The sequence below is a fragment of the Nocardia rhizosphaerihabitans genome, assembly GCF_014646295.1.
Classification (GTDB): Bacteria; Actinomycetota; Actinomycetes; order Mycobacteriales; family Mycobacteriaceae; genus Nocardia; species Nocardia rhizosphaerihabitans.
On record NZ_BMNE01000002.1, the window covers coordinates 290764 to 313889 of the forward strand.

27 protein-coding genes and 2 pseudogenes are annotated in these 23126 nt (G+C 68.0%); 17 read left to right on the forward strand and 12 right to left on the reverse strand.

Annotation, left to right across the window (positions count from 1 at the left end; translation table 11 throughout):
• Window positions 1-12 precede the first annotated feature (12 nt).
• Window positions 13-543 carry a CGNR zinc finger domain-containing protein gene (locus IEY60_RS07935; RefSeq protein WP_189025620.1) on the forward strand — a complete coding sequence of 177 codons (531 nt, stop codon included), beginning with the start codon at window positions 13-15 and terminating at the stop codon, window positions 541-543.
• Here the strand turns inward: IEY60_RS07935 and IEY60_RS07940 are convergent.
• The 3 genes and pseudogenes from IEY60_RS07940 to IEY60_RS35570 all read right to left on the reverse strand — a co-directional run.
• On the reverse strand, window positions 540-1226 hold the full coding sequence (locus IEY60_RS07940) for a hypothetical protein (protein ID WP_189025622.1): 687 nt from the start codon (window positions 1224-1226) through the stop codon (window positions 540-542). The two genes, IEY60_RS07935 and IEY60_RS07940, sit on opposite strands and share 4 nt — an antisense overlap.
• Before the next feature lie 59 nt (window positions 1227-1285).
• Complete coding sequence (locus IEY60_RS07945) at window positions 1286-1930, reverse strand: DUF8020 domain-containing protein (RefSeq protein WP_189025624.1); 645 nt, start codon at window positions 1928-1930, stop codon at window positions 1286-1288.
• 239 nt (window positions 1931-2169) lie between these two features.
• Window positions 2170-2307, reverse strand: a pseudogene (locus IEY60_RS35570) (FAD-dependent monooxygenase); the annotation flags it as partial.
• Window positions 2308-2391: 84 nt separating this feature from the next.
• Here IEY60_RS35570 and IEY60_RS07955 point away from each other — a divergent pair.
• Window positions 2392-2724 carry an ArsR/SmtB family transcription factor gene (locus tag IEY60_RS07955; protein ID WP_189025626.1) on the forward strand — a complete coding sequence of 111 codons (333 nt, stop codon included), beginning with the start codon at window positions 2392-2394 and terminating at the stop codon, window positions 2722-2724.
• The gene (locus tag IEY60_RS07960) at window positions 2721-3200 is read left to right on the forward strand and encodes an SRPBCC family protein (protein WP_189025628.1); all 480 of its coding nucleotides are present in this window, start codon (window positions 2721-2723) and stop codon (window positions 3198-3200) included. Before IEY60_RS07955 ends, IEY60_RS07960 begins: the two co-directional genes overlap by 4 nt.
• A gap of 40 nt (window positions 3201-3240) precedes the next feature.
• On the opposite strand, the gene IEY60_RS07965 is transcribed toward IEY60_RS07960, so the two are convergent.
• The 6 genes and pseudogenes from IEY60_RS07965 to IEY60_RS07985 all read right to left on the reverse strand — a co-directional run bounded on the left by IEY60_RS07965 (window position 3241) and on the right by IEY60_RS07985 (window position 7029).
• Entirely contained in the window at window positions 3241-4230 is a 990-nt protein-coding gene (locus IEY60_RS07965) for a pirin family protein (protein WP_189025630.1), read from the reverse strand.
• A complete protein-coding gene (locus IEY60_RS35575; RefSeq protein ID WP_229739750.1) occupies window positions 4227-4562 on the reverse strand; it encodes a GNAT family N-acetyltransferase in 336 nt (111 codons plus the stop codon). The genes IEY60_RS07965 and IEY60_RS35575 overlap by 4 nt, the downstream gene beginning before the upstream one ends.
• 15 nt (window positions 4563-4577) lie before the next feature.
• Window positions 4578-5039 (reverse strand): annotated as a pseudogene (locus IEY60_RS35580) (carboxymuconolactone decarboxylase family protein); the annotation flags it as partial.
• Between the two features lie 55 nt (window positions 5040-5094).
• Window positions 5095-6111: an aldo/keto reductase gene (locus IEY60_RS07975; RefSeq protein WP_189025634.1), complete on the reverse strand. Its 1017-nt coding sequence runs from the start codon at window positions 6109-6111 to the stop codon at window positions 5095-5097.
• Entirely contained in the window at window positions 6108-6572 is a 465-nt protein-coding gene (locus tag IEY60_RS07980; RefSeq protein WP_189025636.1) for a MerR family transcriptional regulator, read from the reverse strand. Before IEY60_RS07980 ends, IEY60_RS07975 begins: the two co-directional genes overlap by 4 nt.
• Before the next feature lie 88 nt (window positions 6573-6660).
• Complete coding sequence (locus IEY60_RS07985) at window positions 6661-7029, reverse strand: VOC family protein (protein ID WP_189025638.1); 369 nt, start codon at window positions 7027-7029, stop codon at window positions 6661-6663.
• Window positions 7030-7077: 48 nt separating this feature from the next.
• Here IEY60_RS07985 and IEY60_RS07990 point away from each other — a divergent pair, with 48 nt between their 5' ends.
• Entirely contained in the window at window positions 7078-7281 is a 204-nt protein-coding gene (locus IEY60_RS07990) for a hypothetical protein (RefSeq protein WP_189025640.1), read from the forward strand.
• Between the two features lie 7 nt (window positions 7282-7288).
• On the opposite strand, the gene IEY60_RS07995 is transcribed toward IEY60_RS07990, so the two are convergent.
• On the reverse strand, window positions 7289-7780 hold the full coding sequence (locus tag IEY60_RS07995) for a SixA phosphatase family protein (RefSeq protein WP_189025642.1): 492 nt from the start codon (window positions 7778-7780) through the stop codon (window positions 7289-7291).
• 156 nt (window positions 7781-7936) lie between these two features.
• Between IEY60_RS07995 and IEY60_RS08000 the strand changes: the two genes are divergently transcribed.
• The gene (locus IEY60_RS08000; protein WP_189025644.1) at window positions 7937-9604 is read left to right on the forward strand and encodes an FAD-dependent oxidoreductase; all 1668 of its coding nucleotides are present in this window, start codon (window positions 7937-7939) and stop codon (window positions 9602-9604) included.
• A 31-nt stretch (window positions 9605-9635) separates the two neighbouring features.
• Here the strand turns inward: IEY60_RS08000 and IEY60_RS08005 are convergent, their stop codons facing one another.
• The gene (locus IEY60_RS08005; protein WP_189025646.1) at window positions 9636-10409 is read right to left on the reverse strand and encodes an acyl-[acyl-carrier-protein] thioesterase; all 774 of its coding nucleotides are present in this window, start codon (window positions 10407-10409) and stop codon (window positions 9636-9638) included.
• Between the two features lie 189 nt (window positions 10410-10598).
• On the opposite strand from IEY60_RS08005, the gene IEY60_RS08010 reads away from it, so the two are divergent.
• From IEY60_RS08010 to IEY60_RS08020, 3 genes are all read left to right on the forward strand, one after another.
• Complete coding sequence (locus IEY60_RS08010; RefSeq protein WP_189025648.1) at window positions 10599-12260, forward strand: serine/threonine-protein kinase; 1662 nt, start codon at window positions 10599-10601, stop codon at window positions 12258-12260.
• Between the two features lie 26 nt (window positions 12261-12286).
• Window positions 12287-13261, forward strand: coding sequence for an NADPH:quinone oxidoreductase family protein (locus IEY60_RS08015; protein ID WP_189025650.1), 975 nt, complete (start codon window positions 12287-12289; stop codon window positions 13259-13261).
• Window positions 13262-13369: 108 nt separating this feature from the next.
• Window positions 13370-14482 carry a winged helix DNA-binding domain-containing protein gene (locus tag IEY60_RS08020; RefSeq protein WP_189025652.1) on the forward strand — a complete coding sequence of 371 codons (1113 nt, stop codon included), beginning with the start codon at window positions 13370-13372 and terminating at the stop codon, window positions 14480-14482.
• A gap of 125 nt (window positions 14483-14607) precedes the next feature.
• Here the strand turns inward: IEY60_RS08020 and IEY60_RS08025 are convergent, their stop codons facing one another.
• Window positions 14608-15123, reverse strand: coding sequence for an Lrp/AsnC family transcriptional regulator (locus tag IEY60_RS08025; RefSeq protein WP_189025654.1), 516 nt, complete (start codon window positions 15121-15123; stop codon window positions 14608-14610).
• 140 nt (window positions 15124-15263) lie between these two features.
• On the opposite strand from IEY60_RS08025, the gene hppD reads away from it, so the two are divergent.
• From hppD to IEY60_RS08070, 9 genes are all read left to right on the forward strand, one after another.
• A complete protein-coding gene (gene hppD / locus IEY60_RS08030; protein WP_189025657.1) occupies window positions 15264-16409 on the forward strand; it encodes a 4-hydroxyphenylpyruvate dioxygenase in 1146 nt (381 codons plus the stop codon).
• Between the two features lie 31 nt (window positions 16410-16440).
• Entirely contained in the window at window positions 16441-16968 is a 528-nt protein-coding gene (locus tag IEY60_RS08035) for a DUF3558 domain-containing protein (RefSeq protein ID WP_189025659.1), read from the forward strand.
• Window positions 16965-17519 carry a DUF3558 domain-containing protein gene (locus IEY60_RS08040; protein ID WP_189025661.1) on the forward strand — a complete coding sequence of 185 codons (555 nt, stop codon included), beginning with the start codon at window positions 16965-16967 and terminating at the stop codon, window positions 17517-17519. Before IEY60_RS08035 ends, IEY60_RS08040 begins: the two co-directional genes overlap by 4 nt.
• A 273-nt stretch (window positions 17520-17792) precedes the next feature.
• Window positions 17793-18167: a 30S ribosomal protein S12 gene (gene rpsL / locus IEY60_RS08045; RefSeq protein ID WP_019049359.1), complete on the forward strand. Its 375-nt coding sequence runs from the start codon at window positions 17793-17795 to the stop codon at window positions 18165-18167.
• Between the two features lies 1 nt (window position 18168).
• The gene (rpsG, locus tag IEY60_RS08050) at window positions 18169-18639 is read left to right on the forward strand and encodes a 30S ribosomal protein S7 (protein WP_019049358.1); all 471 of its coding nucleotides are present in this window, start codon (window positions 18169-18171) and stop codon (window positions 18637-18639) included.
• Window positions 18640-18789: 150 nt separating this feature from the next.
• Window positions 18790-20892: an elongation factor G gene (gene fusA / locus IEY60_RS08055; protein ID WP_189025663.1), complete on the forward strand. Its 2103-nt coding sequence runs from the start codon at window positions 18790-18792 to the stop codon at window positions 20890-20892.
• A 114-nt stretch (window positions 20893-21006) separates the two neighbouring features.
• Window positions 21007-22197: an elongation factor Tu gene (gene tuf / locus IEY60_RS08060; protein WP_189025665.1), complete on the forward strand. Its 1191-nt coding sequence runs from the start codon at window positions 21007-21009 to the stop codon at window positions 22195-22197.
• Window positions 22198-22300: 103 nt separating this feature from the next.
• A complete protein-coding gene (locus IEY60_RS08065; RefSeq protein WP_189025668.1) occupies window positions 22301-22657 on the forward strand; it encodes a hypothetical protein in 357 nt (118 codons plus the stop codon).
• Window positions 22658-22711: 54 nt separating this feature from the next.
• Entirely contained in the window at window positions 22712-23110 is a 399-nt protein-coding gene (locus tag IEY60_RS08070; RefSeq protein WP_189025670.1) for a hypothetical protein, read from the forward strand.
• The last annotated feature ends 16 nt before the right edge of the window (window positions 23111-23126 follow it).

The following is a 23126-nucleotide window of genomic DNA, read 5'->3' on the forward strand; positions in this document are numbered from 1 at the left end:
TAATATGTCAACGTGGTTTTCGCTCATGACACCGAGGCGGCGCTGCTGGCGGCGGTCGAACTGGTCAACTCCGCCGAAGACCCCGACACGCTGACCGAGACCGCCCAGCTCGACGAGTTCTTCGACCGGCACGTCTACACCGGCGTGCATACCGGCGACGCCGCGGAACTGACCGCCGTGCGGGCCTTACGCGCCCCGCTGCGCCGCATGCTGATGAGCGACCGCGACACCGCGGTCACCCTGGTGAACGAGACCCTCGCCGAGCACCGCGCTGTTCCGCAGCTGGTCCGGCACGGCGACGTCGACTACCACGTGCACGCCGTCCCGCCCGAGGCCCCGCTACCGGTCCGCATCGCCGTCGAGACAGCGATGGCGATGATCGACCTGATCCGCGCCGACGACCTGAGCCGCCTGTCGATCTGCGCCGACGACACCTGCGAAGGTCTGGTTCTCGACCTGTCGCGCAACCGTTCCCGCCGCTACTGCAGCACCGCCTGCGGCAACCGCAATGCCGTCGCGGCCTACCGGGCGCGGCAACGCTAGAGCCCGCGCACCTTCGGGCACTTCTTGCCCGCCAGATGACACTTGTCCTCGAAACCGGCGGGCAGCCACGTCCCGGTCCGCAGCAGCGGATGATGCGGAAAGTGCTGCAGTGCCGCGGTGACGAAGATCAGCGGCGCCCACGCACTGCGGATCTGCAGTTGCTGCATGGTGCCGTTGTGGTCCGGGAACCGGCAGCCGACCAGGTCGGGCGCGGTGAGGTCGACGCTCTCCAGCGCCGACCAGTACAGCGAGAACGACCGCTCCGGATTCGCCAGGTGAATCCGCCGATTCGAGATCATCGCCGACCCCGGCCGTTCGGCGATCCATCGCGGTTGCGCCGCCGCCTCGGCCCGCGACCGCCTGGTCTCGTTGCGCACCCCATTGCCCAGGTGCGCGACAGCGCCGAGCGGCGTCTGCCCGTCGGCGCGCACCCGGCCCCGCGTCCATCGACCGTCCCCGACGCCACGCCAGGTGAACCACTGGACCCCGCCGTCGGCCAGACAGGTCTCGCCGGGCTCCAGCCGGACCCGCGTCGCGGTGGACGGGATCTGTGCGACCCGCCCGCTCGCGATCAGCTCGGCCACCCCGCACGTGTACAGCAGGTAGTCGTCGAACCACGTCCATCCGGCCTGCTCGGCCAGGGCCCGGTCGATCTCGGCCAGCGGGTCGAACACGTCTCTCACCACCCACTCACAACATGCGGAGTCTCCTCCTGACCACGGTAGCTGGTGCCGGTCGATGCTCAGGGCGCCCCGGTGACGTAGGCGAGCGCGGTATCGATCGCAGGCTGCCCGCCTGCCATCGCGTACCCGGCCATCGCGCCGATCGCGGCGCCCGCCACGGTCGCGACCGGGACGGTGATGAAGTCGAGGACGAACAGCCCGAGCGGGAAGCCGAGAACGAAGCCGATGGCCGCCCCGATCGCCGCGCCCTGGATGATCTGCGGCTGCAGACGCTGCGTCTCGGCGTAGAACTGCTCCTGGGCGCTGATCTCGCGCACCGGCGCATCGGCCTCGCCGACCGGGGTGAGGGTGAGACGCGTGCCCGACTCGTCGATCGCGGGGGTGAGCGGCACGGAGTGCTCACCGAGGCGCACGACCATCGGCAGCGCGGCGATCACCGCGCCGGAGGCGTCGGTGACCGTGACGACCTTGGCGTCGTGCACGAGCTGGAACTGTCCCGCGTCGAGCGTCGTCACCGCGGCACGCCGATCCTCGGACACGCCGACCTGGTAGTTCACGCCCCGGTCGACACTGCGCAGCGAGGGCAGCGCCTCGGAGCCGGCCTGGGCGACCACCGGAGCGGGCTCGGCGGCACCGATCCCCGTGGCCGACAAGGTGACCCCCACCGCCAGCAAAGCCGCGCCAACCACAGTGCCGAACTTCATCCCGCAAGCCTCCTGCTGCTTCACCCGAACCGGATACGCCCGGTCATCGCGGCAAACCTAACCGCTGGAGGAGTTTTCGGGAAGCTGTCGCGAGGCCGCTCGGCGCCGGCGTAACGACGATCACAGGGCGCGGTCGACCTTCCGGTCCGAGCGCCGAGGCGGCGGTGCGCGGTCAGTGGGTCGGGGAAGGCCGGTCTGCCCCGACCGGTGCGCGGCGTGTGAAATCCGGTGCCGTCGAGCAGAGGCCGGGCCAGAACGCGCGCGGCCGCGACGGCATCCTGCACGGCGAGATCGACGCCGACGCCGCCGACCGGCGACATCGTGTGCGCGGCATCGCCGATGCACGGCAGGCCGGGCACGTACCAGCGCTCGAGTAGTGAATCCCGGAGGGCATCCGGGGTTTTCGGAAATCTCCGGCGCGCCCTTGACGCCCACCGCCGACGCGCGCAATACTGAACTAGATGGTTCAGTATGACTTCCTGGATGCCTCGTTCGGGGCGCTCGCGGACCCCACCCGGCGGGGGATACTCGAGCACCTCGGTCGTGGGCCCGCGAGTATCAGCGAGTTGGCCGAGCGGTTCGAGATGACCCTGACCGGCATCAAGAAGCACATCGGGTTGCTCGAGGACGCGGGCATGGTGGTCACCGAGAAGCGTGGGCGGGTCCGGTACTGCCGGATCGGCGAGCACGTCTTCGATCGGGAGGTGGCCTGGATGCAGGGCTATCGGCAGATGCTCGAAGCCCGGATGGACCGTCTCGGTGAATTCCTGCAACGATCGGAGACAGAGCAATGAGCACAACCACCAACGACGCGGTCATCACCTCGACCTCGGACCGCGAAGTCCACATCGAACGCGATTTCGACGCACCGCTGGACCGGGTGTGGAACGCCTACAGCCGGATCGAGCAGCTCTCGCGCTGGTGGGGCCGCGGCCACGTGGTCGACGTCGAGCGCTGGGAATTCCGCAAGGGCGGGCACTGGCGCTTCGTCGAGCACGAAGGCGACGAGTCCTACGGTTTCGAGGGCCGCTTCCGGGAGATCACCCCGAAGGAGAAGATCGTGCAGTCCTTCGAATGGGACGGCATGCCCGCGCACATCTCGATCGACTCGACGACCTTCGTCGACCTCGGCAACGGCCGCACCCGTGTGGTCACCGACAGCATCTTCCACACCGCCGAGGAATGCGCGGGCATGCTCGCCTCCGGTATGGAAGGCGGCCTCAACGACAGCTACCGCGCCCTCGACGCATTGCTCGCCGAAGGCCGCTGAGTACCGATCGATCCGGCGCCGCGGGGAAGGCGGTGCCGGATCAGCGGTGGGTGCAGCCGGTGGCTCGCTTGCGTGGCTTCAGCCGCAGCGGTGGCAGCGGCGGCGCGGGAATCCGCTCGGCGGGCCCGTGCCCGAGGATCTCGCCGAAACGGCTGGTGTCGTGGGCTTCCCAGGCCTCGCGGGCCGCGACGATCTCGTCGTGGCTGCGGCCGACGAAGTTCCACCACATCACCAGTTCCTCGGCGAACGGCTCGCCGCCGATCAGCGCGAAGTGCGCACCGGCGGTGGCCGAGAGCCGAAGTTCGGCGCGATCGGTGCCCAGGTACAGCAGCGGGCCAGGGGTGAGTTCGGTGCCGTCGACCTCGACGCTGCCCTCGATCACCAGCACCGCGTGCTCGAAGGCGCGTTCCAGCGGCAGCCGCACCTCGGCACCGGGATCGAGCACGATGTCGGCCCCCACGATCGGGGTGTAGGCCTTCGCCGGTGAGGTGACCCCGCCCAGCGAGCCGATCAGGACGGTGGCGCGCAGCCCAGGCTCCTCGTACACGGGCAGCTCGCGATGCTGCTCGAAATGCGGTTCGACGCCGGTCGCGGTGCCGGGCAGGGCGATCCACAGCTGCAGGCCGTTGCCCGCGTGCGCGCCGGGAACGCCGAACTCCGAATGCGCGATGCCGCGGCCGGAGGTCATCAGGTTCAGCTGACCCGGTTCGATCTCGACATCGGAGCCCACCGAATCGCGATGCCGGATCCGGCCGTCGAACGGCCAGGTCACCGTCTGCAAGCCGATGTGCGGGTGGGGCAGGATGTCGGGGGAGGCCCCGGTCTGCCGGACGGTCGGCGAGCCGAACCGGTCGAGAAAGCACCACGCGCCGACGGTCGGCAGATCACGTTGCGGCAGTGTGCGTTCCACGTACACGCCGCGGACGCCGCCGAGCGGTACCTCCCTGGCGGGGTACAGCTCGGCGATCGGTCCCGGACTCGGCGACGGCTCACACAGCGCCTCGGCGGGATCGGCCTCCAGGTCGCTCACTTCGCGATGCCCTTGCCCACCACGTGCGCGTCGTACTCGGGGTGCTTGTCCAGCCAGCCGCGGATGAACGGGCAGTGCGCGGTGATGGTGCGCCCGCGCGCGATGACGTCCTCGATGGCGTGCCGGGCGAGCACGCTGCCGAGGCCCTTGCCCGCGAAAGCGCCGTCGATCTCGGTATGGACGAAATCGGTGTCGTTGTCGCGCTCGACGTACTCGGCGAAGCCGGCCAGTTCGCCGTCGTAGAACACGTCGTAGCGGTTCTTGTCCGCGTTGCGCGCGACCCGGGGCTGCGGCTCGGTCGAGGCGGGCTGGGCGGGGGTGGTCTCGGACATCTTCTTGCGCTCCTTCCGCACCGGAACAGGGTGCGCGCTCAGGATCGATACGCGATTGAACGCACCGATCGCGACGGCGATCCAGACGATCACCGAGATCTGTTCATCGGACCAATGCTCGCGCGCGATCTCGTATTCCCGATCGGTGCGCTCCTCGTCGGGCAGGGTGGTGACCGCCTCGGCCAGCCCGAGCGCGGCCCGGTCGGCCGCGGAATAGGTGCCGCCGCGCCGCCACGCGGGCAGCACCGCGATCTCCTGCGCGGACAACCCGGCGCCGAGGCCCGCGTGTTCGTGGACGTCGAGGCAGTACGGGCAGCCGTTGATCTGGGAGACCCGCAGATTGATCAACTCGATCAGCCTGCGTTCGATGCCCGCGGCCGCGGCGGCGGCGCGGACCTCGGCGGCGGTCGCGCTGAGCGCTTTGAAGATCGCCGGGTGCTGCTTGTCGATCCACACGCGTTGGGGGACTTCGGTCACCCTCGCGATGCTAGTCCCGCGCGCCGCGGCCCCGAGGACCGCGGCGCGCCGACGGCTACTCCCGGCCCGCTGAGGTGAAGGACATGTCGGCATACCGGTTGCCCGCCACCTGACCGGCGATCGGCTCGAGCGTCGCGAGTTCCTCGGCGGTGAGCTGGACCGTGGCCGCCGCGACGTTCTCGGCCAGCCTGCCGCGCTTGCGGGTGCCGGGGATCGGCACCACCGGCAGACCGTGCACCTCGGCGCGGGCGTGCACCCACGCCAGCGCGGCCTGGGCCTGGGTGATGCCATGGGCCGCGGCGATCGCGGCCAGCGGGGCGAGCAGGTCGGCGTTGTGCTCGGCGTTGTCGCCGGTGAAACGGGGCTGGAACTGGCGGAAATCCTTGTCGCTCAGGTCCTTCGCGGTGCGGAACGCGCCGGTGAGGAAGCCGCGGCCCAGTGGCGAGTACGGCACGAAGGCCACGCCGAGCTCGGCGGCGGCGGGTACGGCTGTGCGCTCCACATCGCGGGAGAACAGCGACCACTCCGACTGCAACGCCGCGATCGGGTGCACCGCGTGCGCGGCGCGCAGTTCGTCACCGGTCACCTCGGACAGGCCGAGCGCGCGCACCTTGCCCGCCGCGACGAGTTCGGCCAGCGTGCCCACGGTGTCCTCGATCGGCACGGCTGGGTCGCGCCGGTGCATGTAGTACAGGTCGATGGTGTCGATGCCCAGCCTGCGCAGGCTGGCATCGACGGACGCGCGGATGTAGCCGGGGGAGTTGTCGAAGCCGCGGAAGGTCGGGTTGTCGGCCTTGCGGACGATGCCGAACTTGGTGGCGATCACCAGGTTCTCGCGATTGGCCCGGACGAAGTCGGCGAGGAATTCCTCGTTGTGGCCCGAGCCGTAGACGTCGGCGGTGTCGAACAAGGTGACGCCGAGTTCGAGCGCGTGGTCGAGGGTGGCCCGCGATTCGGTCAGGTCGCTGTCGCCGTAGAACTCGCTGATGCCCATGCAGCCGAGGCCCTGCACGCCGACCACGGGGCCGTCGGTGCCGAGGGTGACGGTGGGCAGTGTCGCGGTGGTGCTCATGTATCGGTTCCTTCACTCGTGTACGCGGTGAGCGTGGCCGGCCCGCCGACCTCGGATCGGCCTTCGTAGATGGCGATCTTGTAGTCGAGGACGGCCACGGTCTGCTGTAGTTCCGCGATCTTGTCGAGCACGTCGGACCTGGTCTGCCGGAACATCGCGAGCCGTTCGGGGTAGGTCTGCTCGCCTGCCCGCACCAGTTCCGCGTAGCGGATCATGTCGGCGACCGGCATGCCGGTCAGCCGCAACCGGCCGATCAGCGTCAGCCACTCCAAGTCGCGATCGCTGAAGCGGCGGTTGCCGGTGTGGTCGCGGCCGATGTAGCCCATCAGCCCGATCCGCTCGTACCAGCGCAGGGTGTCGCGACTGAGACCCGATCGCCCGGCGGCCTCGCCGATCGAGTATTTCGGGCGCTCCCGATCGTCGTCCCCGCTGTTGCTGCGCAGGGCCGCGTCCTTGTCCATCGTGCTCGTCCCTTCCCGTGGAACCCCACCGACGCTATCCACCTGGAGTGCACTCCAAGCAAGACTTATTCTCACGGGCCGAGCGAACTCAGTTGTACTTCGGCAGCTCCTGGACGGCCCACCGGTTGCCGTCGGGGTCGGCGAAGAAGGTGAACAGTCCCCAGCCCAGGTCCTGCACCGGGCTGGCCTCGACACCCGCGGCGACGAGCTGGTCGTAGGCCTGCTGCGCGCTGGGCACGACCATCTGCATGCCTTCGACGCTGCCGGGGGCGGCGCTGGTCAAGCCGCGGCCGATGCAGATCGAGCAGCCGGAACCGGGCGGGGTGAGCTGGACGAAGCGGATGTCCGGGCTCGGCGTGTGGTCGTGATCGGCGTTGAAGCCGATACTGGTGTAGAAGTCCTTGGCCCGATCGACATCGGTGACCGGGATGGCAACGAGTTCGATTTTCCAATCCATGCGGTTCAGCATGGCACCGAAGACCGACAGAAACGTAGTGTGGATCACATGGCTGGTAAGGACATCGACCGGATCAGGGCCCGCTCGGCCTGGGAGACGGTCAAAGAGAGCCCCGTGATCACCGCGATCGCGGTGGCCCCGGTGGTGTTGGTACTCGGCGTGGTGTGGGCGCTGACGAACGGCTTCGTCGCGCTGGTACTGCTCGCGCTCCTGGGGGTCGGCATTGTCGTCGGCGGCAAGCTACTCAAGTAGCCCGCACTCAGCGTGGGACGTGGAAATACGTGAGTTCGCCCGACCCCGGGTCCAGCTGTGCCCACGGGCGGTCGAATGCGAGGACGGCCAGCGCCGAGGTCGGGAACTTGCGGCTGAGCTCGGTCGCCTGATCGGACTCGCGGTTGGCCGCCAGTTCCCAAGCGGTCCACGGGATTCCGGGCACGTGCCCGACGACGAGCAGGGTCTCGATCGCGTCGTCGGTGAGCTGGATCAGCTCGATCAGGGTGTGCGGGCTGGCCTCGTAGATGTCGTCGGTGTACTCCACCGGCGCGGCGATGCCGGTGGCCGCGAGGGTCTGCCTGGTACGCGTCGCGGTCGAGCAGCGGACCGCATCGATGGGCGGCTGGGTGGCGCGCAGCCACTCGCCCGCCAGCGCCGCTTCCCGTTGTCCGCGCGGGGCAAGCGGGCGGGCGTGATCGCCCACGCCCTCGGGGTAGGCCGATTTTCCGTGCCGCATCAGGATGAGGGTCGCCGCCATGGAACCACCGTAATCCCGACCGCGGGTGAGGTCGCGGTCACACTCGAGGCACACTGAAAGCTACGTCACCGTAGACGTGTTCGTGGCACACCCGCCGCGGGCCCGTCGCGGACGGCGTCTCGAGCCACCGACCACATATTTCGAGGATCTGCACCTATGGCCTACGTCATCACGCAGCGTTGTTGCAACGACGCCAGCTGCGTTACCGAGTGCCCGGTCGACTGCATTCGCCCGACTCCGGATCAGCCGGAGTTCGCCACGGCGGAAATGCTGTACATCGACCCCGACACCTGCATCGACTGCGGCGCCTGTGTCGACGCGTGCCCGGTGGACGCCATCTTCTCCGAGGACGATCTGCTCGCCTCGCTGGCCAGGTATCGCGAGATCAACGCCGCCTACTTCCAGCGTCACCCGCTGGAGTCGAACTTCGATCCGCTGGCGACGCCGACGCGTCCGCCCAAGGAGCTGGGGACCCTGCGCGTCGCGATCGTCGGCGCGGGCCCGGCGGCCTGTTACGCCGCCGACGAACTGCTGCGGCGCAGCGACGTGGAGGTCGAGATGTTCGACCGCCTGCCGACCCCGTGGGGCCTGGTGCGCGCCGGCGTCGCGCCCGACCACGCGGGTACCAAGGGCGTGGCGAACATGTTCGAATCGGCCTTCCGCCGCGACACGCTGCAGTACTACCTCAACGTCGAGGTGGGTGAGCACATCGATCACCAGGAGCTGCTCGACCACCACCACGCGGTGATCTACGCCGTCGGCGCGTCCAGCGATCGCAAGCTCGGCGTGCCCGGCGAGGACCTGCCCGGCAGCCACTCGGCCACCGAGTTCGTCGCCTGGTACAACGGCCACCCCGACTTCGCCGACCGCGAGTTCGACCTGTCCGGCGAGCGTGCGGTGATCGTCGGCAACGGCAACGTCGCTCTCGATGTCGCCCGCGTGCTCACCGTCGACCCGGACGAGCTCGCCAAGACCGACATCGCCGACCACGCGCTGGACGCGTTGCGCCGCAGCAATATCCGCGAGGTGGTGATCCTCGGCAGGCGCGGCCCGCTGCAGGCGGCCTACAGCACGCCGGAGTTCCTGGCGCTGGCGCACCTCAAGGGCGTCGACGTCGTGGTCGACCCGGCCGACCTGGAGCTGGACCCGCACAGCCGCGCCCTCCTCGACGACCCGAACATCGAGCCGTCGCTGCGACTGAAGTACCAGCTCGCCGAGGAGTACTCGACCGTGCAGCACGACCCGTCGCACAAGCGGATCGCCTTCCGCTACCTGGCGACCCCGACCGCGGTGCACGGCGACGACCAGGTCACCTCGATCGAATTCGCGCACAACGAATTGACCGAGGAGAACGGGCAATTGGTGGCCACCGCCACCGACCACACCGAGTCGCTCGGCACCGGGCTGGTGCTGCGCTCGATCGGTTACCGCGGTGTGCCCGTCGCGGGCCTGCCGTTCGACGAGCGGCGCGGCATCGTGCCCAGCGAGCACGGCCGGGTCATCGACGCGACCGAGCCGGTGCCTGGCGTGTACGTGTCCGGCTGGATCAAGCGCGGGCCGCGCGGCGTGATCGGGTCCAACCGGGTCGACGCCGAGGAGACCGTGGAGGCCGTGATCGCGGACTTCATCGCGGGCAAGCTCACCGCGCCGACCGGTGACAGGGCCGCGCTGCAGGCGCTGCTCGCCGAGCGGCAGCCGGAGCTGGTCGACCGCAAGGGCTGGAAGACCATCGACCAGGCCGAGAAGTCCGCGGGCAAGGCGGCGGGCAGGCCGCGCGTCAAGTTCACCACCCGCGCCGACCTGCTCAAGGCCGCGAAGGGCTAGCCGACGGCCCCGGTCCGGGAACGGGCCGGGGCTATTCCGGCAGCGGCATGATCCGCACGACGGTCGTGGTCGTGCCGCCGACAACGAACCACAGCCGCAGCACCTGCTGACCGGTCCGGTCGCCCGGTTCGTACCGGCCGCGCACGGTGATGTGCTCGCGGGCCAGCACCGGCGCCACGTACTCGATCACCGCGCGATGCGGTCCGGCGACCAGCTTCGGGTAGTCGACCAGGAACTGCTCGACGGCCTGCCAGTAGCAGGTGTGGTTGACGTGGTTGTACTGGTCGATATCGGTCGCGCGCACCGGGAAGGGCAGATCGGTGTCGGACTCGCGTGGCGCCGGATCGGTGAGGTAGGGCCGCCAGCGCAGCCGGTGCTCGTCGGTGGATCGGGCCAGGTAGGCAAGGCCGTCGTCGCTGATCCGGGCGGGCAGGTTGCTCGATTCGCTGAGATTGATCCAGAAGCCCTCGGTCTCGATCAGGCCGCCGCCGTCGCTGGTGATCCTCGTGCGCATGTTCGTCCAGCGGGTCGACATGCTCGAGCACCAGCGGGTCAGGTGCACCTGGTCGGGCCAGGTGACCGGCCGGATGACGTCGATGACGGTGCGGCGCACGATCCAGGTGGGGTCGGTGCGATGCAATGCCGTCTGCTGGAGTTCGTCCCAGGAGATGTCTTGCAGATACCGCGCCACCGCGTCGAGGCGCAGCCGCTGATAGGGATCCACGTCGCCAGCCCGGACGGGCCACGCCGCGGCGAAACCCATGCCCTCCTGGGGAAGCGGGGCCAGTGGCTGATCGAGTGACACGTGTGCTCCTTGCACGGCGCACCGAGGCGTGCCGCGACTTCTTGCGTAGTTCTGCACACGACTTTACGGGTCGCAGATCACACACTCACGCGGAGCCGGGACTATCGGTACCAGGTGGGGGTCACAGCGCGGGCGCCGACCCCATTGTCGTACATGACAGGAGCAACCCGCGCCCGGTAGCCTGCTGGAATGGCCGGCGGGGCAATGGCGGGCTCGAGGTTCGGGCGCTATGAAATGCGCAGGCTCCTCGGAGTCGGCGGTATGGGGGAGGTCTACGAGGCCTACGACACCTCCAAGAATCGCACTGTCGCCGTCAAGGTGCTCAACCGCGAATTGGCCAGGGATCCCGTCTACGTGCAGCGCTTCCGGCGGGAATCGCATGCGATGGCGAGTGTGCAGGAACCGCACGTCATCCCGGTGCACGACTGGGGCGAGGTCGACGGGGTCCTCTACATCGACATGCGCCTGGTCAAGGGCAGCGATCTCAAGGACCGCCTGCAGCAGCACGGCAGGCTGACGCCGGGTGAGGCGGTGCAGGTCGTCGAGCAGATCGCCGCCGCGCTCGACGCCGCGCACGAGATCGGCCTCGTCCACCGCGACGTGAAGCCGGCCAACATCCTGCTCACCAGCAACATGTTCGCCTACCTGGTGGATTTCGGTATCGCGCACGCCGACTCCGACCCGCAGCTCACCAGCACCGGCAGCGCCGTCGGCTCGATGGCGTACATGGCGCCGGAGCGGTTCGAGGACCAGCCGATGACCGCAGCGGTGGACACCTACGCCCTCACCTGCGTGCTCTACGAAAGCCTGGTCGGCCGGGTTCCGTACCCGGTCAACAGCCTCGCGGGCGCGATCGGCTCGCATCAGATGGCACCGCCGCCCCGGCCGAGCGCCGTCGATCCCGGACTGGCCTTCTTCGACGCCGTGATCGATCGCGGCATGGCCAAGCGGCCGCAGCAGCGCTACGCCACCCCCGGCGACCTGGCCCGCGCCGCCCGCGCGGCTCTCGTGCAGGCCGAGCGATCGGCGCCGAGCACGGCGCCCGGACCGCAGGTGGCGGCGGCGACCGTGGTTCCCGCGCCGCGGTCGTGGGACACCGGTGAGCCGCCCCCGCCCACGGTGTCGGGGCCGCAGGTGGTGGTCACGCCTGCCGCCGCTGGGCAGCAGCAGTGGACGCCGCCGCCGGGCTACCGGACGGCGGGCCCGCAGCCCACCCGCGTCGGTGGCAACACCCACCCCTCCGCGCCGCTACCGCTGCCACCGCAACGCAATTCGTCGACGCCGATCCTGGCCGGTGCGCTGGGCGCGCTGATCGTGGTCGCCGCGGTCGGCGTCGCCGTGTGGGTGATGCTGAGCGTCGGCGACGACAAGAAGAAGACCGTGGCCGATCCGCCGAACACGACCACCGGCGCCGTCGTTCCGCCGCCGCCGCAGATCGAGACGGTCAGTCAGACCGTGCCGACCACCCGGGTCGCCACCTCACCGCCCTCGCCGACCAGGACGACCGTGCCGCCGCTGCAGTCCAGCGTCTCCGGCGCCGACGGCCAGGGATTCCTCGACGGCAACCCGCGCTGCAACGACAACGACGCCGCGATGACCATCGCCCGCACCACCGGCTCGCGCGTGATCATCTGCCACACCGGCGACAACCGCTACTACTACAAGGGCGCACGGGCCAGCGACGGTCTCGGCCTCGAACTCGACGACCCGGTGCCCACCGGCGGCGGCGGTTTCACCGCGACCAACCCGACCGACGGCACGCAATATCAGCTCTCTCCCGCAGGTCTGACGATCACCAAGGGCGGGTCGGTGCTGGCGAGCGAGCAGGTCACGGAATTCGCCCATCGCTGACCGGTTCGCCGGGATATTGTTCGATCATGCGCGCAGCCCAGGTCGGCAAGTTGGACGGTCCGTCGGCGATCGAGATCGTCGACCTGCCCGAGCCGGTGGCCTATCCCGGCGGGGTACTGATCGACGTGCACGCGGCGGGCATCGCCTTCCCCGATGTGCTGATGACGCGCGGGCTCTACCAGATGAAGCCGGGCCTGCCGTTCGTCGTCGGCGGCGAGGTGGCCGGTGTCGTGCGCGAGGCGCCGGAGGGTTCGTCGCTGCGCCCGGGCGACCGCGTCGCCGCGCTGACCATGCTCGGCAACGGTGTCGCCGAGGTGGCCGTCTCGCCCGAGCACGCCGTGTTCAAGCTGCCCGACAACGTCTCGCTCGAAGCGGGCGCCGGCATCCTGTTCAACGACCTCACCGTCCACTTCTGCCTGACCAAGCGCGGCCGGATCACCGAAGGTGAGACCGTGCTGGTGCACGGCGCCGCGGGCGGCATCGGCACCTCCACCCTGCGGATGGCAAGGGCGCTCGGCGCCGGCCGGGTGATCGCGGTGGTCAGCACCGAGGCGAAGGCCCAGGTGGCCAAGGCCAACGGCGCGACCGATGTGGTGCTGACCGAAGGCTGGCTCGCCGCGGTGAAGGAGCTCACCGACGGTCGTGGCGTCGACATCGTGCTCGACCCGGTGGGTGGCGACCGCTTCACCGACAGCATCCGCTGCCTGGCCGGTGGCGGCAGGCTGCTGGTCGTCGGTTTCACCGCGGGCGAGATCCCGACCGTGAAGGTGAACCGCCTGCTGCTCAAGAACGTCGAGGTCGTCGGCGCGGCCTGGGGCGAATGGGTGATGAGCCACCCCACCTACCTCGCCGAACAGTGGGCCGAGGTCGAACCGCTGCTCGCCTCCGGCGCCATCCCCGCACCGGATCCGGTCCTGTACCCCCTGGACAAGACCGCCGAAGCCGTTGCGGCGCTGGATAACCGGACCGCCACCGGCAAGGTGGTCGTGCAGCTGCGCTGATGGTCGCGACGCTGCGCTGAGCGGCGAGTGGCCGCGCCGCATGCTCCCACGCGTGTCGTAGTCGGCCGGTATCGTCCAGCTCGTCACCGGGGGAGTGGGAGGACTCGCATGCAGCTGTCGAATCGGGTGCTGAACCGGACGCTGCTCGCGCGGCAGCACCTGCTCGAGCGGTCGACGCTGACGACCCCGCAGATGTGCGACCACCTCGTCGGCCTCCAAGCCCAGGACGTCCCACCGCCGTTCGTCGGATTGTGGAGCCGGATCGCCGACTTCGATCCGGCGACGGTGTCCACGGGCCTGGACGACCGCTCGCTGGTGCGAATCACCTTGATGCGCGGCACCATTCACCTGGTCACCCCGCCCGACGCGCTGCGCATCGCCCCGCACATCCAGCCGGAGCTGGAGAAGACGCCGTTCCGCCAGGGTTTCAACTACGGGGCGATGGTCGGTCTCGATCCTGACGAGGTGCGCGCGCACGGCGATGCGGCGCTCGGAGACGAGCCGATGGCCGCCGCCGCACTACGCGCCGAAGCAGCCAGGATCTATCCCGACCGCGATGCGGGCGCGGTCCTGCAGACCTGGCTGTATCAGCTCCCCGTCCTGCAGACGCCCCCGCGCGGCCGTTGGCGCGACAACAGCCGACCGGTCTGGTCGCGCGTGCAGCCTTGGCTCGGTGCTCCACTCGACCCGGATTACCCGGTGGCGGAACTGATCCTGCGCTATCTGCGCGCGTTCGGCCCCGCGAGCACGATGGACATGCAGGCCTGGTCGCGCCTGCCCGCGATGAAACAGGCCGTCGCCGACCTGGGCGACCGGGTCCGCACCTACACCGACGAGCGCGGCCGGACCCTCTACGACGCCGCCGACCTCGACCTCGCCGACCCCGATCTGCCCGCCCCGGTCCGCCTGCTCGGCTGGTACGACAACGCGCTGCTGTCCCACCAGGACCGCACCCGCATCCTCGGCGACGGCTCCGCGCCCCCGCCGCGCGCCTTCGCTGCCGCGGTCTCGCCGGTGCTCATCGACGGCTTCCTGGCCGGCGTGTACAAGATCTTCGTCAAGTCCGGCACCGCCCGGCTCCGCATCAGCCCGCTGCGCACGTGGACGAAACCCGAAGTCGCACAGGTCGAATCGGAAGCAGCGGCGCTGCTCGCCTTCCTCGAACCGGAATCCGCGCCCGCCGTGGAGGTCCTGGCACCCGGGGCGGACGTCCGGCCGTGACACGGCCTCGCCCTGCGCGAACACGCCGCATCGGCGAAGCGCTCGGATCCGGGCAGCCCGAGTCGGCGCGCGCCGCGAAGCGCAGGTGCACGGTCCGCTGACCAGCCTTGGCAGGCAGCGACCGTTCAGCGCGGCTCGCGGTAGGCGGGCGCCTTCGCGGTGCCCGCGGGGGTGAGGGTGCGCAGCAGCGGCATGGTGCGCCGCGCGATCACCGTCGACAGCACGATCACGCTGTGGGAGCGCACCACCGAACTGGTCCGGTCGATGCTGAGCAGCACCGACTGCAGCCCGGCGTGCGAGTCGGCGCCGATCCGGCACAGCACGTCGCCGGAGCCGGTTGTCGCATAGGCCTCGAGCACGCCGGGGATGGCTTCGAGTTCGGCGCTCACGGTGTCCAGCGCGCCCTGCGCGATCTCCAGCGTCACGAAGGCCTGCACGTCGAATCCGGCGGCGGTCACGTCGATCTGCGGATCGTAGGACGCGATCACCCCCGACTCCTCCATCCGGTTGATCCTGGCCTGCACTGTCGCCCGCGCGACCTTCGTTCGCCGCGACAACTCGAGGATCCCGGCCTTCTGGAACTGGTGCATCGCGGTGAGGATCGCGAGATCGAGTTCGTCCAGTTTCGCCGGCGTACGCATCGCAAGGCCTCCGTGTCTGCGCGGTGAGGTGCTATTCAAATTGTCCACCATCTGGCCGCGAACGGTAGCTTCTTGTGTCAGCCTGTTCAGACTCCGATGGAGAAGTTGCCCAGCTCACCCGGAACGGGATTTCCTAGGTCATGACCATTGAGCAGCAGCTCGTCGGGCTGATCGAGCACGACGACAGCGTCGATCCGTTTCCGGTGATCGGGTGGGACGCGCTGGTGTGGGTCGTCGGCAACGCGACCCAGAGCGCGCACTTCCTGCAGTCGGCGTTCGGGATGCGGCTGGAGGCGTACTCCGGTCCCGAGACCGGCATTCGCGACCACAAGTCGTTCGTGCTGCGCAGCGGGGCAGCGCGGTTCGTGGTCCAGGGCGCGGTCGATCCGGACAGTCCACTGGTCGCCCATCACGACCGGCACGGCGACGGCATCGTCGACATCGCGCTCGAGGTGCCCGATGTCGACCGCTGCATCGCGTGGGCGCGCGACCACGGCGCGCGGATCCTGGTCGAACCCCACGACGAGAGCGACGAATTCGGCACCGTCCGCTCCGCGGCGCTGGCCACCTACGGCGATACCAGGCACACGCTGGTCGACCGGTCCGGGTACTACGGGCCGTATATGCCGGGCTATGTGGCGCGCACGTCCACCCATCAGCGCCGCACCGCCCGGCTCTTCCAGGCGATCGACCACGTGGTCGGCAATGTCGAGCTCGGCATGATGGACCGCTGGGTCGACTTCTACCGCAACGTCATGGGATTCACGAACATGGCCGAGTTCGTCGGCGACGACATCGCCACCGAGTACTCCGCGCTGATGAGCAAGGTCGTCGCCAACGGCAACCACCGGGTCAAGTTCCCGCTCAACGAACCGGCGGTGGGCCGCAAGCGTTCTCAGATCGACGAGTACCTCGAGTTCTATCGTGGCCCCGGCGTCCAGCACATCGCCCTGGCCACCGGCGACATCCTCGCCACGGTCGACGCCTTGCGCGCCGAAGGCGTCGAATTCCTGCAAACTCCCGACACCTATTACGAGGACCCCGAACTACGAGCCCGGATCGGCCGCGTGCGAGTCCCGGTGGGGGAGTTGCAGCGCCGCGGCATCCTGGTCGACCGCGACGAGGACGGCTACCTCCTCCAGATCTTCACCCGTCCCCTCGCCGACCGCCCGACCGTCTTCTTCGAACTCATCGAGCGACACGGCTCACTCGGCTTCGGAAAAGGCAACTTCAAGGCCCTCTTCCAGGCCATCGAACGCGAGCAGGAGGCTCGCGGCAACCTGTGAGCCCGGCGGCGCAGCCACTAGAGTTCATGGCATGCGGATCCCCTCGGCGATCATCACCGGCATGGCCCTGGTCGTCATGCTGACGTCGTGCGGATCGGGGGGCGACTCCGATACGCCGACCGGCCCGAATCGACCACCACCGAAGGTCGCCTCGCTGGGACCTTTCGTCGGTGAATGCGGACACGTCACCGACGACGAAGTGCGCAATCTGGCGGGCCTCGGCCAGATCTCGCGCGTGTACAAGAACGCGACCGGATGCAACTGGCAGGCCGCCGGCCTGAGTTCGCCGAGTGTCACCTTCGCCTCGTACCGGGGCAGCCCGATCGATCGCGAGAAGGCATGGGTGTCCAACGTCGGCCGCAATCCGCAGACCATCGATGTGGGCGGGCGCCCTGGCTTCCAGGCGCTCGACCCCGAAGGCACCGTCTGCGATCTCGCGGTCCAGCTCGACGACGACTTCTTCGAATGGTCCATGTCCACCGGCCTGTTCGCGACCGGCGGCAACCCGTGCGACCGGACCAGGAAACTGGCCGAGCTGACTGTGGGACGGCTCGAATGAGTGCGCGCCGGGTCGCGGTGGCCGCGACGGCCGCGCTGCTGCTCACCGCCGGGCTGGCCGGCTGCGCCGAGAAGGTCGAGGGCAACGCGCAGCCGCTGGGCGGCGGTGGCGGTGGTGAGGCGATCAACACCGACTTCGACAAACTGCTGCGTGAGTGCGACGTGGTGGCCAGCGACAAGATCGGCGAGATCGTCGGCAACGCCACCTACGTGCAGGACTCGTTCTCCGGCGCCGTCTGCATGTGGGAGATCGAGGACGCCCCCGGCGGCGGGGCCATGGCCACCCTGAACTGGTACGAGATGGGTACGCTGAACAACGAGAAAGCCACCAACGACAAGTTGGGCTACCTCACCGGCGACATCACCGTGCAGGGCCGCAGGGCGCTGCAGGTGCGCAGGCCGGGCGACAACGACTCCTGTGGAGTCACCGCACCGGCCGCCGACGTCGGGGTCGTCGGCTGGTGGATCAACTACAAGCCGGGTTCGTCCCATCCGGATCCGTGCGCCGCCGCCCAGAAATTGGTGGAGCTGACCTTGGATCTGGCCCGGTAGAAGCCTTGACGGTCCACCCCGCTTTGACCCGGATTCGGGCACGCGGGTATCGTGGATCCCTGTGCCCGGATTGCTACGGGCAAGTTCGTGCGTGAACGTAGGCCAGCGAGAGCGGCCGGAACGTTCCAGCGTGCCCAGAAAAAGGGCCCTGAACTGCGCGCGACACGCCCGACCGCGGGTAAACGGAAACACGGTCGGACGTGCGAGTGAAAGCTCGATGAACTGAAGACATGTGTTCCGACAGCCGCAATTACCAATAAGGAAAGCCGGTCTATGCCAACCATCAACCAGCTGGTCCGCAAGGGTCGCCGCGACAAGGTCTCCAAGACCAAGACTGCGGCCCTGAAGGGGAGCCCGCAGCGTCGTGGCGTGTGCACTCGCGTGTACACCACCACCCCCAAGAAGCCGAACTCCGCGCTCCGTAAGGTCGCGCGTGTTCGCCTGACCAGCGCAGTCGAGGTCACGGCGTACATCCCCGGCGAGGGCCACAACCTGCAGGAGCACTCGATGGTGCTCGTCCGTGGCGGTCGTGTGAAGGACCTCCCCGGTGTCCGCTACAAGATCATCCGTGGCTCGCTGGACACCCAGGGTGTGAAGAACCGCAAGCAGGCCCGCAGCCGCTACGGCGCCAAGAAGGAGAAGAGCTGATATGCCACGCAAGGGCCCCGCACCCAAGCGTCCGCTGATCAACGACCCGGTCTACGGGTCGCCGCTGGTCACTCAGCTGGTCAACAAGATCCTGCTGGACGGTAAGAAGTCCACCGCCGAGCGCATCGTCTACGGTGCTCTCGAGCAGGCGCGTGAGAAGACCGGCACCGACCCGGTCGTCACCCTCAAGCGTGCGCTGGACAACGTCAAGCCCGCCCTCGAGGTGAAGCCCCGCCGCGTCGGTGGTGCCACCTACCAGGTGCCGGTCGAGGTCCGTCCGGGCCGCGCCAACACGCTGGCCCTGCGCTGGCTGGTCAGCTACTCCCGCGCCCGTCGCGAGAAGACCATGGTCGAGCGTCTCGCCAACGAGCTCCTCGACGCCAGCAACGGCCTCGGCGCTTCGGTGAAGCGTCGCGAGGACACCCACAAGATGGCCGAGTCGAACCGGGCCTTCGCGCACTACCGCTGGTGATTGCCGCCCGGCCCGTCGCTAGTGTCGGCGCCGGAAGGCTTTCAGTCGGGACGCGGCACTTCGGTGCCGCCCCCGGCGTTGACATTGTGACGACCCGAACCAGGGTCGTTCCCGAGAATCCCAACTAGCTAACGAGCGGGGAAGATTTCCGTGGCACAGGACGTGCTCACCGACCTGAACAAGGTCCGCAACATCGGCATCATGGCCCACATCGATGCGGGCAAGACCACCACTACCGAACGCATCCTCTTCTACACCGGTATCACGTACAAGATCGGTGAGGTCCACGACGGCGCTGCCACGATGGACTGGATGGAGCAGGAGCAGGAGCGTGGTATCACCATCACCTCCGCCGCTACCACCTGCTTCTGGAAAGACAACCAGATCAACATCATCGACACCCCCGGGCACGTCGACTTCACCGTCGAGGTGGAGCGTTCGCTGCGCGTGCTCGATGGCGCGGTCGCGGTGTTCGACGGCAAAGAGGGTGTCGAGCCGCAGTCCGAGCAGGTGTGGCGTCAGGCCGACAAGTACGACGTGCCGCGTATCTGCTTCGTGAACAAGATGGACAAGCTCGGCGCCGACTTCTACTTCACGGTGCAGACCATCAAGGACCGTCTCGGTGCCAAGCCGCTGGTCATCCAGCTGCCGATCGGCGCTGAGAACGACTTCGAGGGCATCGTCGACCTGGTCGAGAACAACGCCAAGGTCTGGAAGGGCGAGACCAAGCTCGGCGAAGAGTACGAGGTCGTCGAGATCCCGGCCGATCTCAAGGAGAAGGCCGAGCAGTACCGTCAGGAGCTGCTCGAGACCGTCGCCGAGTCCGACGAGGCGCTGCTCGAGAAGTTCTTCGGCGGCGAGGAGCTCTCGGTCGAGGAGATCAAGGGCGCCATCCGCAAGATGACGGTCAACTCCGAGTTGTACCCGGTGCTGTGTGGCTCCGCGTTCAAGAACAAGGGCGTGCAGCCCATGCTCGACGCGGTCATCGACTACCTGCCGTCCCCGCTGGATGTCGAGGCCACCACCGGCCACATCCCGGGCAAGGAAGACGAGCTGGTCACCCGCAAGCCGAACGTCGACGAGCCGTTCGCGGCCCTGGCGTTCAAGATCGCGGTGCACCCGTTCTTCGGTGAGCTCACCTACGTCCGCGTGTACTCGGGCAAGGTCGACTCCGGCTCGCAGGTCGTCAACTCGACCAAGGGCAAGAAGGAGCGTCTGGGCAAGCTGTTCCAGATGCACTCCAACAAGGAGAACCCGGTCACCACCGCCTCGGCCGGCCACATCTACGCCGTGATCGGTCTGAAGGACACCACCACCGGTGACACCCTCTCGGACCCGCAGAACCAGGTCGTCCTCGAGTCGATGACGTTCCCGGACCCGGTCATCGAGGTCTCGATCGAGCCCAAGACCAAGTCCGACCAGGAGAAGCTCGGCACCGCGATCCAGAAGCTGGCGCGCGAAGATCCGACGTTCTCGGTCAAGCTGGACGCCGAGACCGGCCAGACCGTCATCGGCGGCATGGGCGAGCTCCACCTCGACATCCTCGTCGACCGCATGAAGCGCGAGTTCAAGGTCGAGGCGAACGTCGGTAAGCCGCAGGTGGCCTACCGCGAGACGATCACCAAGGCCGTCGAGAAGCTCGAGTTCACGCACAAGAAGCAGACGGGTGGCTCCGGCCAGTTCGCGAAGGTCATCATCGCGGTCGAGCCCTTCGTCGGCGAAGACGGTGCGCACTACGAGTTCGAGAACAAGGTCTCCGGCGGTCGCGTGCCCCGTGAGTACATCCCGTCGGTCGACGCGGGTGCCCAGGACGCCATGCAGTACGGCGTGCTCGCCGGCTACCCGCTGGTGAACCTGAAGGTCACCCTGCTCGACGGCGCGTACCACGACGTCGACTCGTCGGAAATGGCGTTCAAGATCGCGGGCTCGCAGGCCCTCAAGGAAGCGGCCCGCAAGGCCGGTCCGGTGATCCTCGAGCCGCTCATGGCGGTCGAGGTCATCACGCCCGAGGATTACATGGGCGACGTGATCGGCGACCTCAACTCCCGCCGTGGCCAGATTCAGGCCATGGAGGAACGCAGTGGTGCCCGTGTCGTCAAGGCGCTGGTTCCGCTCTCGGAGATGTTCGGCTACATCGGTGACCTGCGGTCGAAGACCCAGGGTCGCGCGAACTACTCCATGGTGTTCGCCCAGTACGCGGAGGTTCCGGCCAACGTGTCCAAGGAGATCATCGCCAAGGCGACCGGCGAGTAATTCGCTTGCCGGGGCCAAGTACGCTTGGCCCCGGCAACCGGGCGTCAGCACGACCCCCCTTAATAACCGCACTGCTGCAAAAAAGCACGCACTAACTAGTCCAGGAGGACCACAGTGGCGAAGGCGAAGTTCGAGCGGACGAAGCCCCACGTCAACATCGGCACCATCGGTCACGTCGACCATGGCAAGACCACGCTGACGGCTGCTATCACCAAGGTGCTGGCCGACAAGTACCCGGATCTGAACGAGAGCTTCGCTTTCGACCAGATCGACAAGGCGCCGGAGGAGAAGGCTCGTGGTATCACGATCAACATCTCCCACGTCGAGTACCAGACCGAGAAGCGCCACTACGCGCACGTCGACGCCCCCGGTCACGCCGACTACATCAAGAACATGATCACCGGTGCCGCCCAGATGGACGGCGCGATCCTGGTCGTGGCCGCCACCGACGGCCCGATGCCGCAGACCCGTGAGCACGTGCTGCTCGCCCGTCAGGTCGGCGTGCCCTACATCCTGGTCGCGCTGAACAAGTCGGACATGGTCGACGACGAGGAAATCCTCGAGCTCGTCGAGATGGAGGTCCGCGAGCTGCTGGCTTCGCAGGAGTTCGACGAGGATGCCCCCGTCGTGCGCGTCTCCGGCCTGAAGGCCCTCGAGGGCGACGAGAAGTGGGCCGAGTCGGTCCTCGAGCTCATGGCTGCCGTCGACGAGTCGATCCCGGACCCGGTCCGTGAGACCGAGCTCCCGTTCCTGATGCCGGTCGAGGACGTCTTCACGATCACCGGTCGTGGCACCGTCGTCACCGGTCGTGTCGAGCGCGGCATCATCAACGTGAACGAGGAAGTCGAGATCGTCGGCATCCGCGAGAAGAGCACCAAGACCACCGTCACCGGTATCGAGATGTTCCGCAAGCTGCTCGACCAGGGCCAGGCCGGCGACAACGTCGGTCTGCTGGTTCGCGGCATCAAGCGCGAAGATGTCGAGCGTGGCCAGGTTGTCGTGAAGCCGGGCACCACCACTCCCCACACGGAGTTCGAGGGCCAGGCGTACATCCTGTCGAAGGACGAGGGCGGCCGCCACACCCCGTTCTTCAACAACTACCGTCCGCAGTTCTACTTCCGTACGACTGACGTGACGGGCGTTGTGACCCTCCCCGAGGGCACCGAGATGGTCATGCCCGGTGACAACACCGAGATGTCCGTCAAGCTGATCCAGCCGGTCGCCATGGACGAGGGCCTGCGTTTCGCGATCCGTGAGGGTGGCCGCACCGTCGGCGCCGGTCGCGTCACGAAGATCAACAAGTGAGTCTGTAGACTTACTGAACACCTGAACGGCGTCGCTCCCCGGAGCGGCGCCGTTCGGCGTTTCCGGTTCATTCTCCAGACCGGTCGTCGGTTGAGGGGGAGTCGTGGCTCGGGTACATCCGAACAGGGTCGTCGAAGATGAAGCGCTGAATCGCGTAGACGATTGCGCTGCAGGGATCCCGATCGGGAACATCTTTGTCTCCGCTGATTCGGTTCTCGATGAACTCACTGTGGTCGCGGTTGTCGAGGCACTGCGGAAGTCGATTGCCGAGCGAAGCCACCTCCGCAACGCGCTGACCGCTTTAGCCGGCGTTCAGTTCGATACAACCGACTATCTGGCGTATTTCATGAACGAATACGGCGAGCAGATCGTATTTCGCCAGGGTCTCGGTGACCCGCTGCTTCCTTGCTACACAGTGACTTCGACTGGGAACCAATCGTATTCGACCCCGAAGTGGTGACGGGGGCACAACGGGCGGCGCGGATGGGTGTCCGGACAGTGAGCGATTCGGTGCATGTTCCTGGCGCCGGACGAGGTGGTGCAGTTGAGTGACGATTCGAGCTTGTCGGTGCCCGGCTCCGCGAGTGACTTGTTTCGCTTGTCGACGCCCGCCTCGGACAGTGGCCCGTTTCGAATGCCGATCGAGGATGTTGTCACCATCAACCGTCGCGTGTTCATCATCGGTCGAGTCGAACAGGGGGCTGTTCATGGTGGTGACGTCATCGAGATATCGGGAGACGGCCAGTCGATCACTGCGCGGGTAGTACGGGTGGAGTTCCTGTGTTGGCGCGGAGATGGTGAACCTAGCGCGTCGGCAGGTGACAACGTGGGACTTCGGGTTGCACGGGTCCGCCCGGAGCAGATACGCGTCGGGTGGATCGCGAATGCTCAGTCGGCGGTTCAGCTTCCATGACCTCCGAGGTCATCGC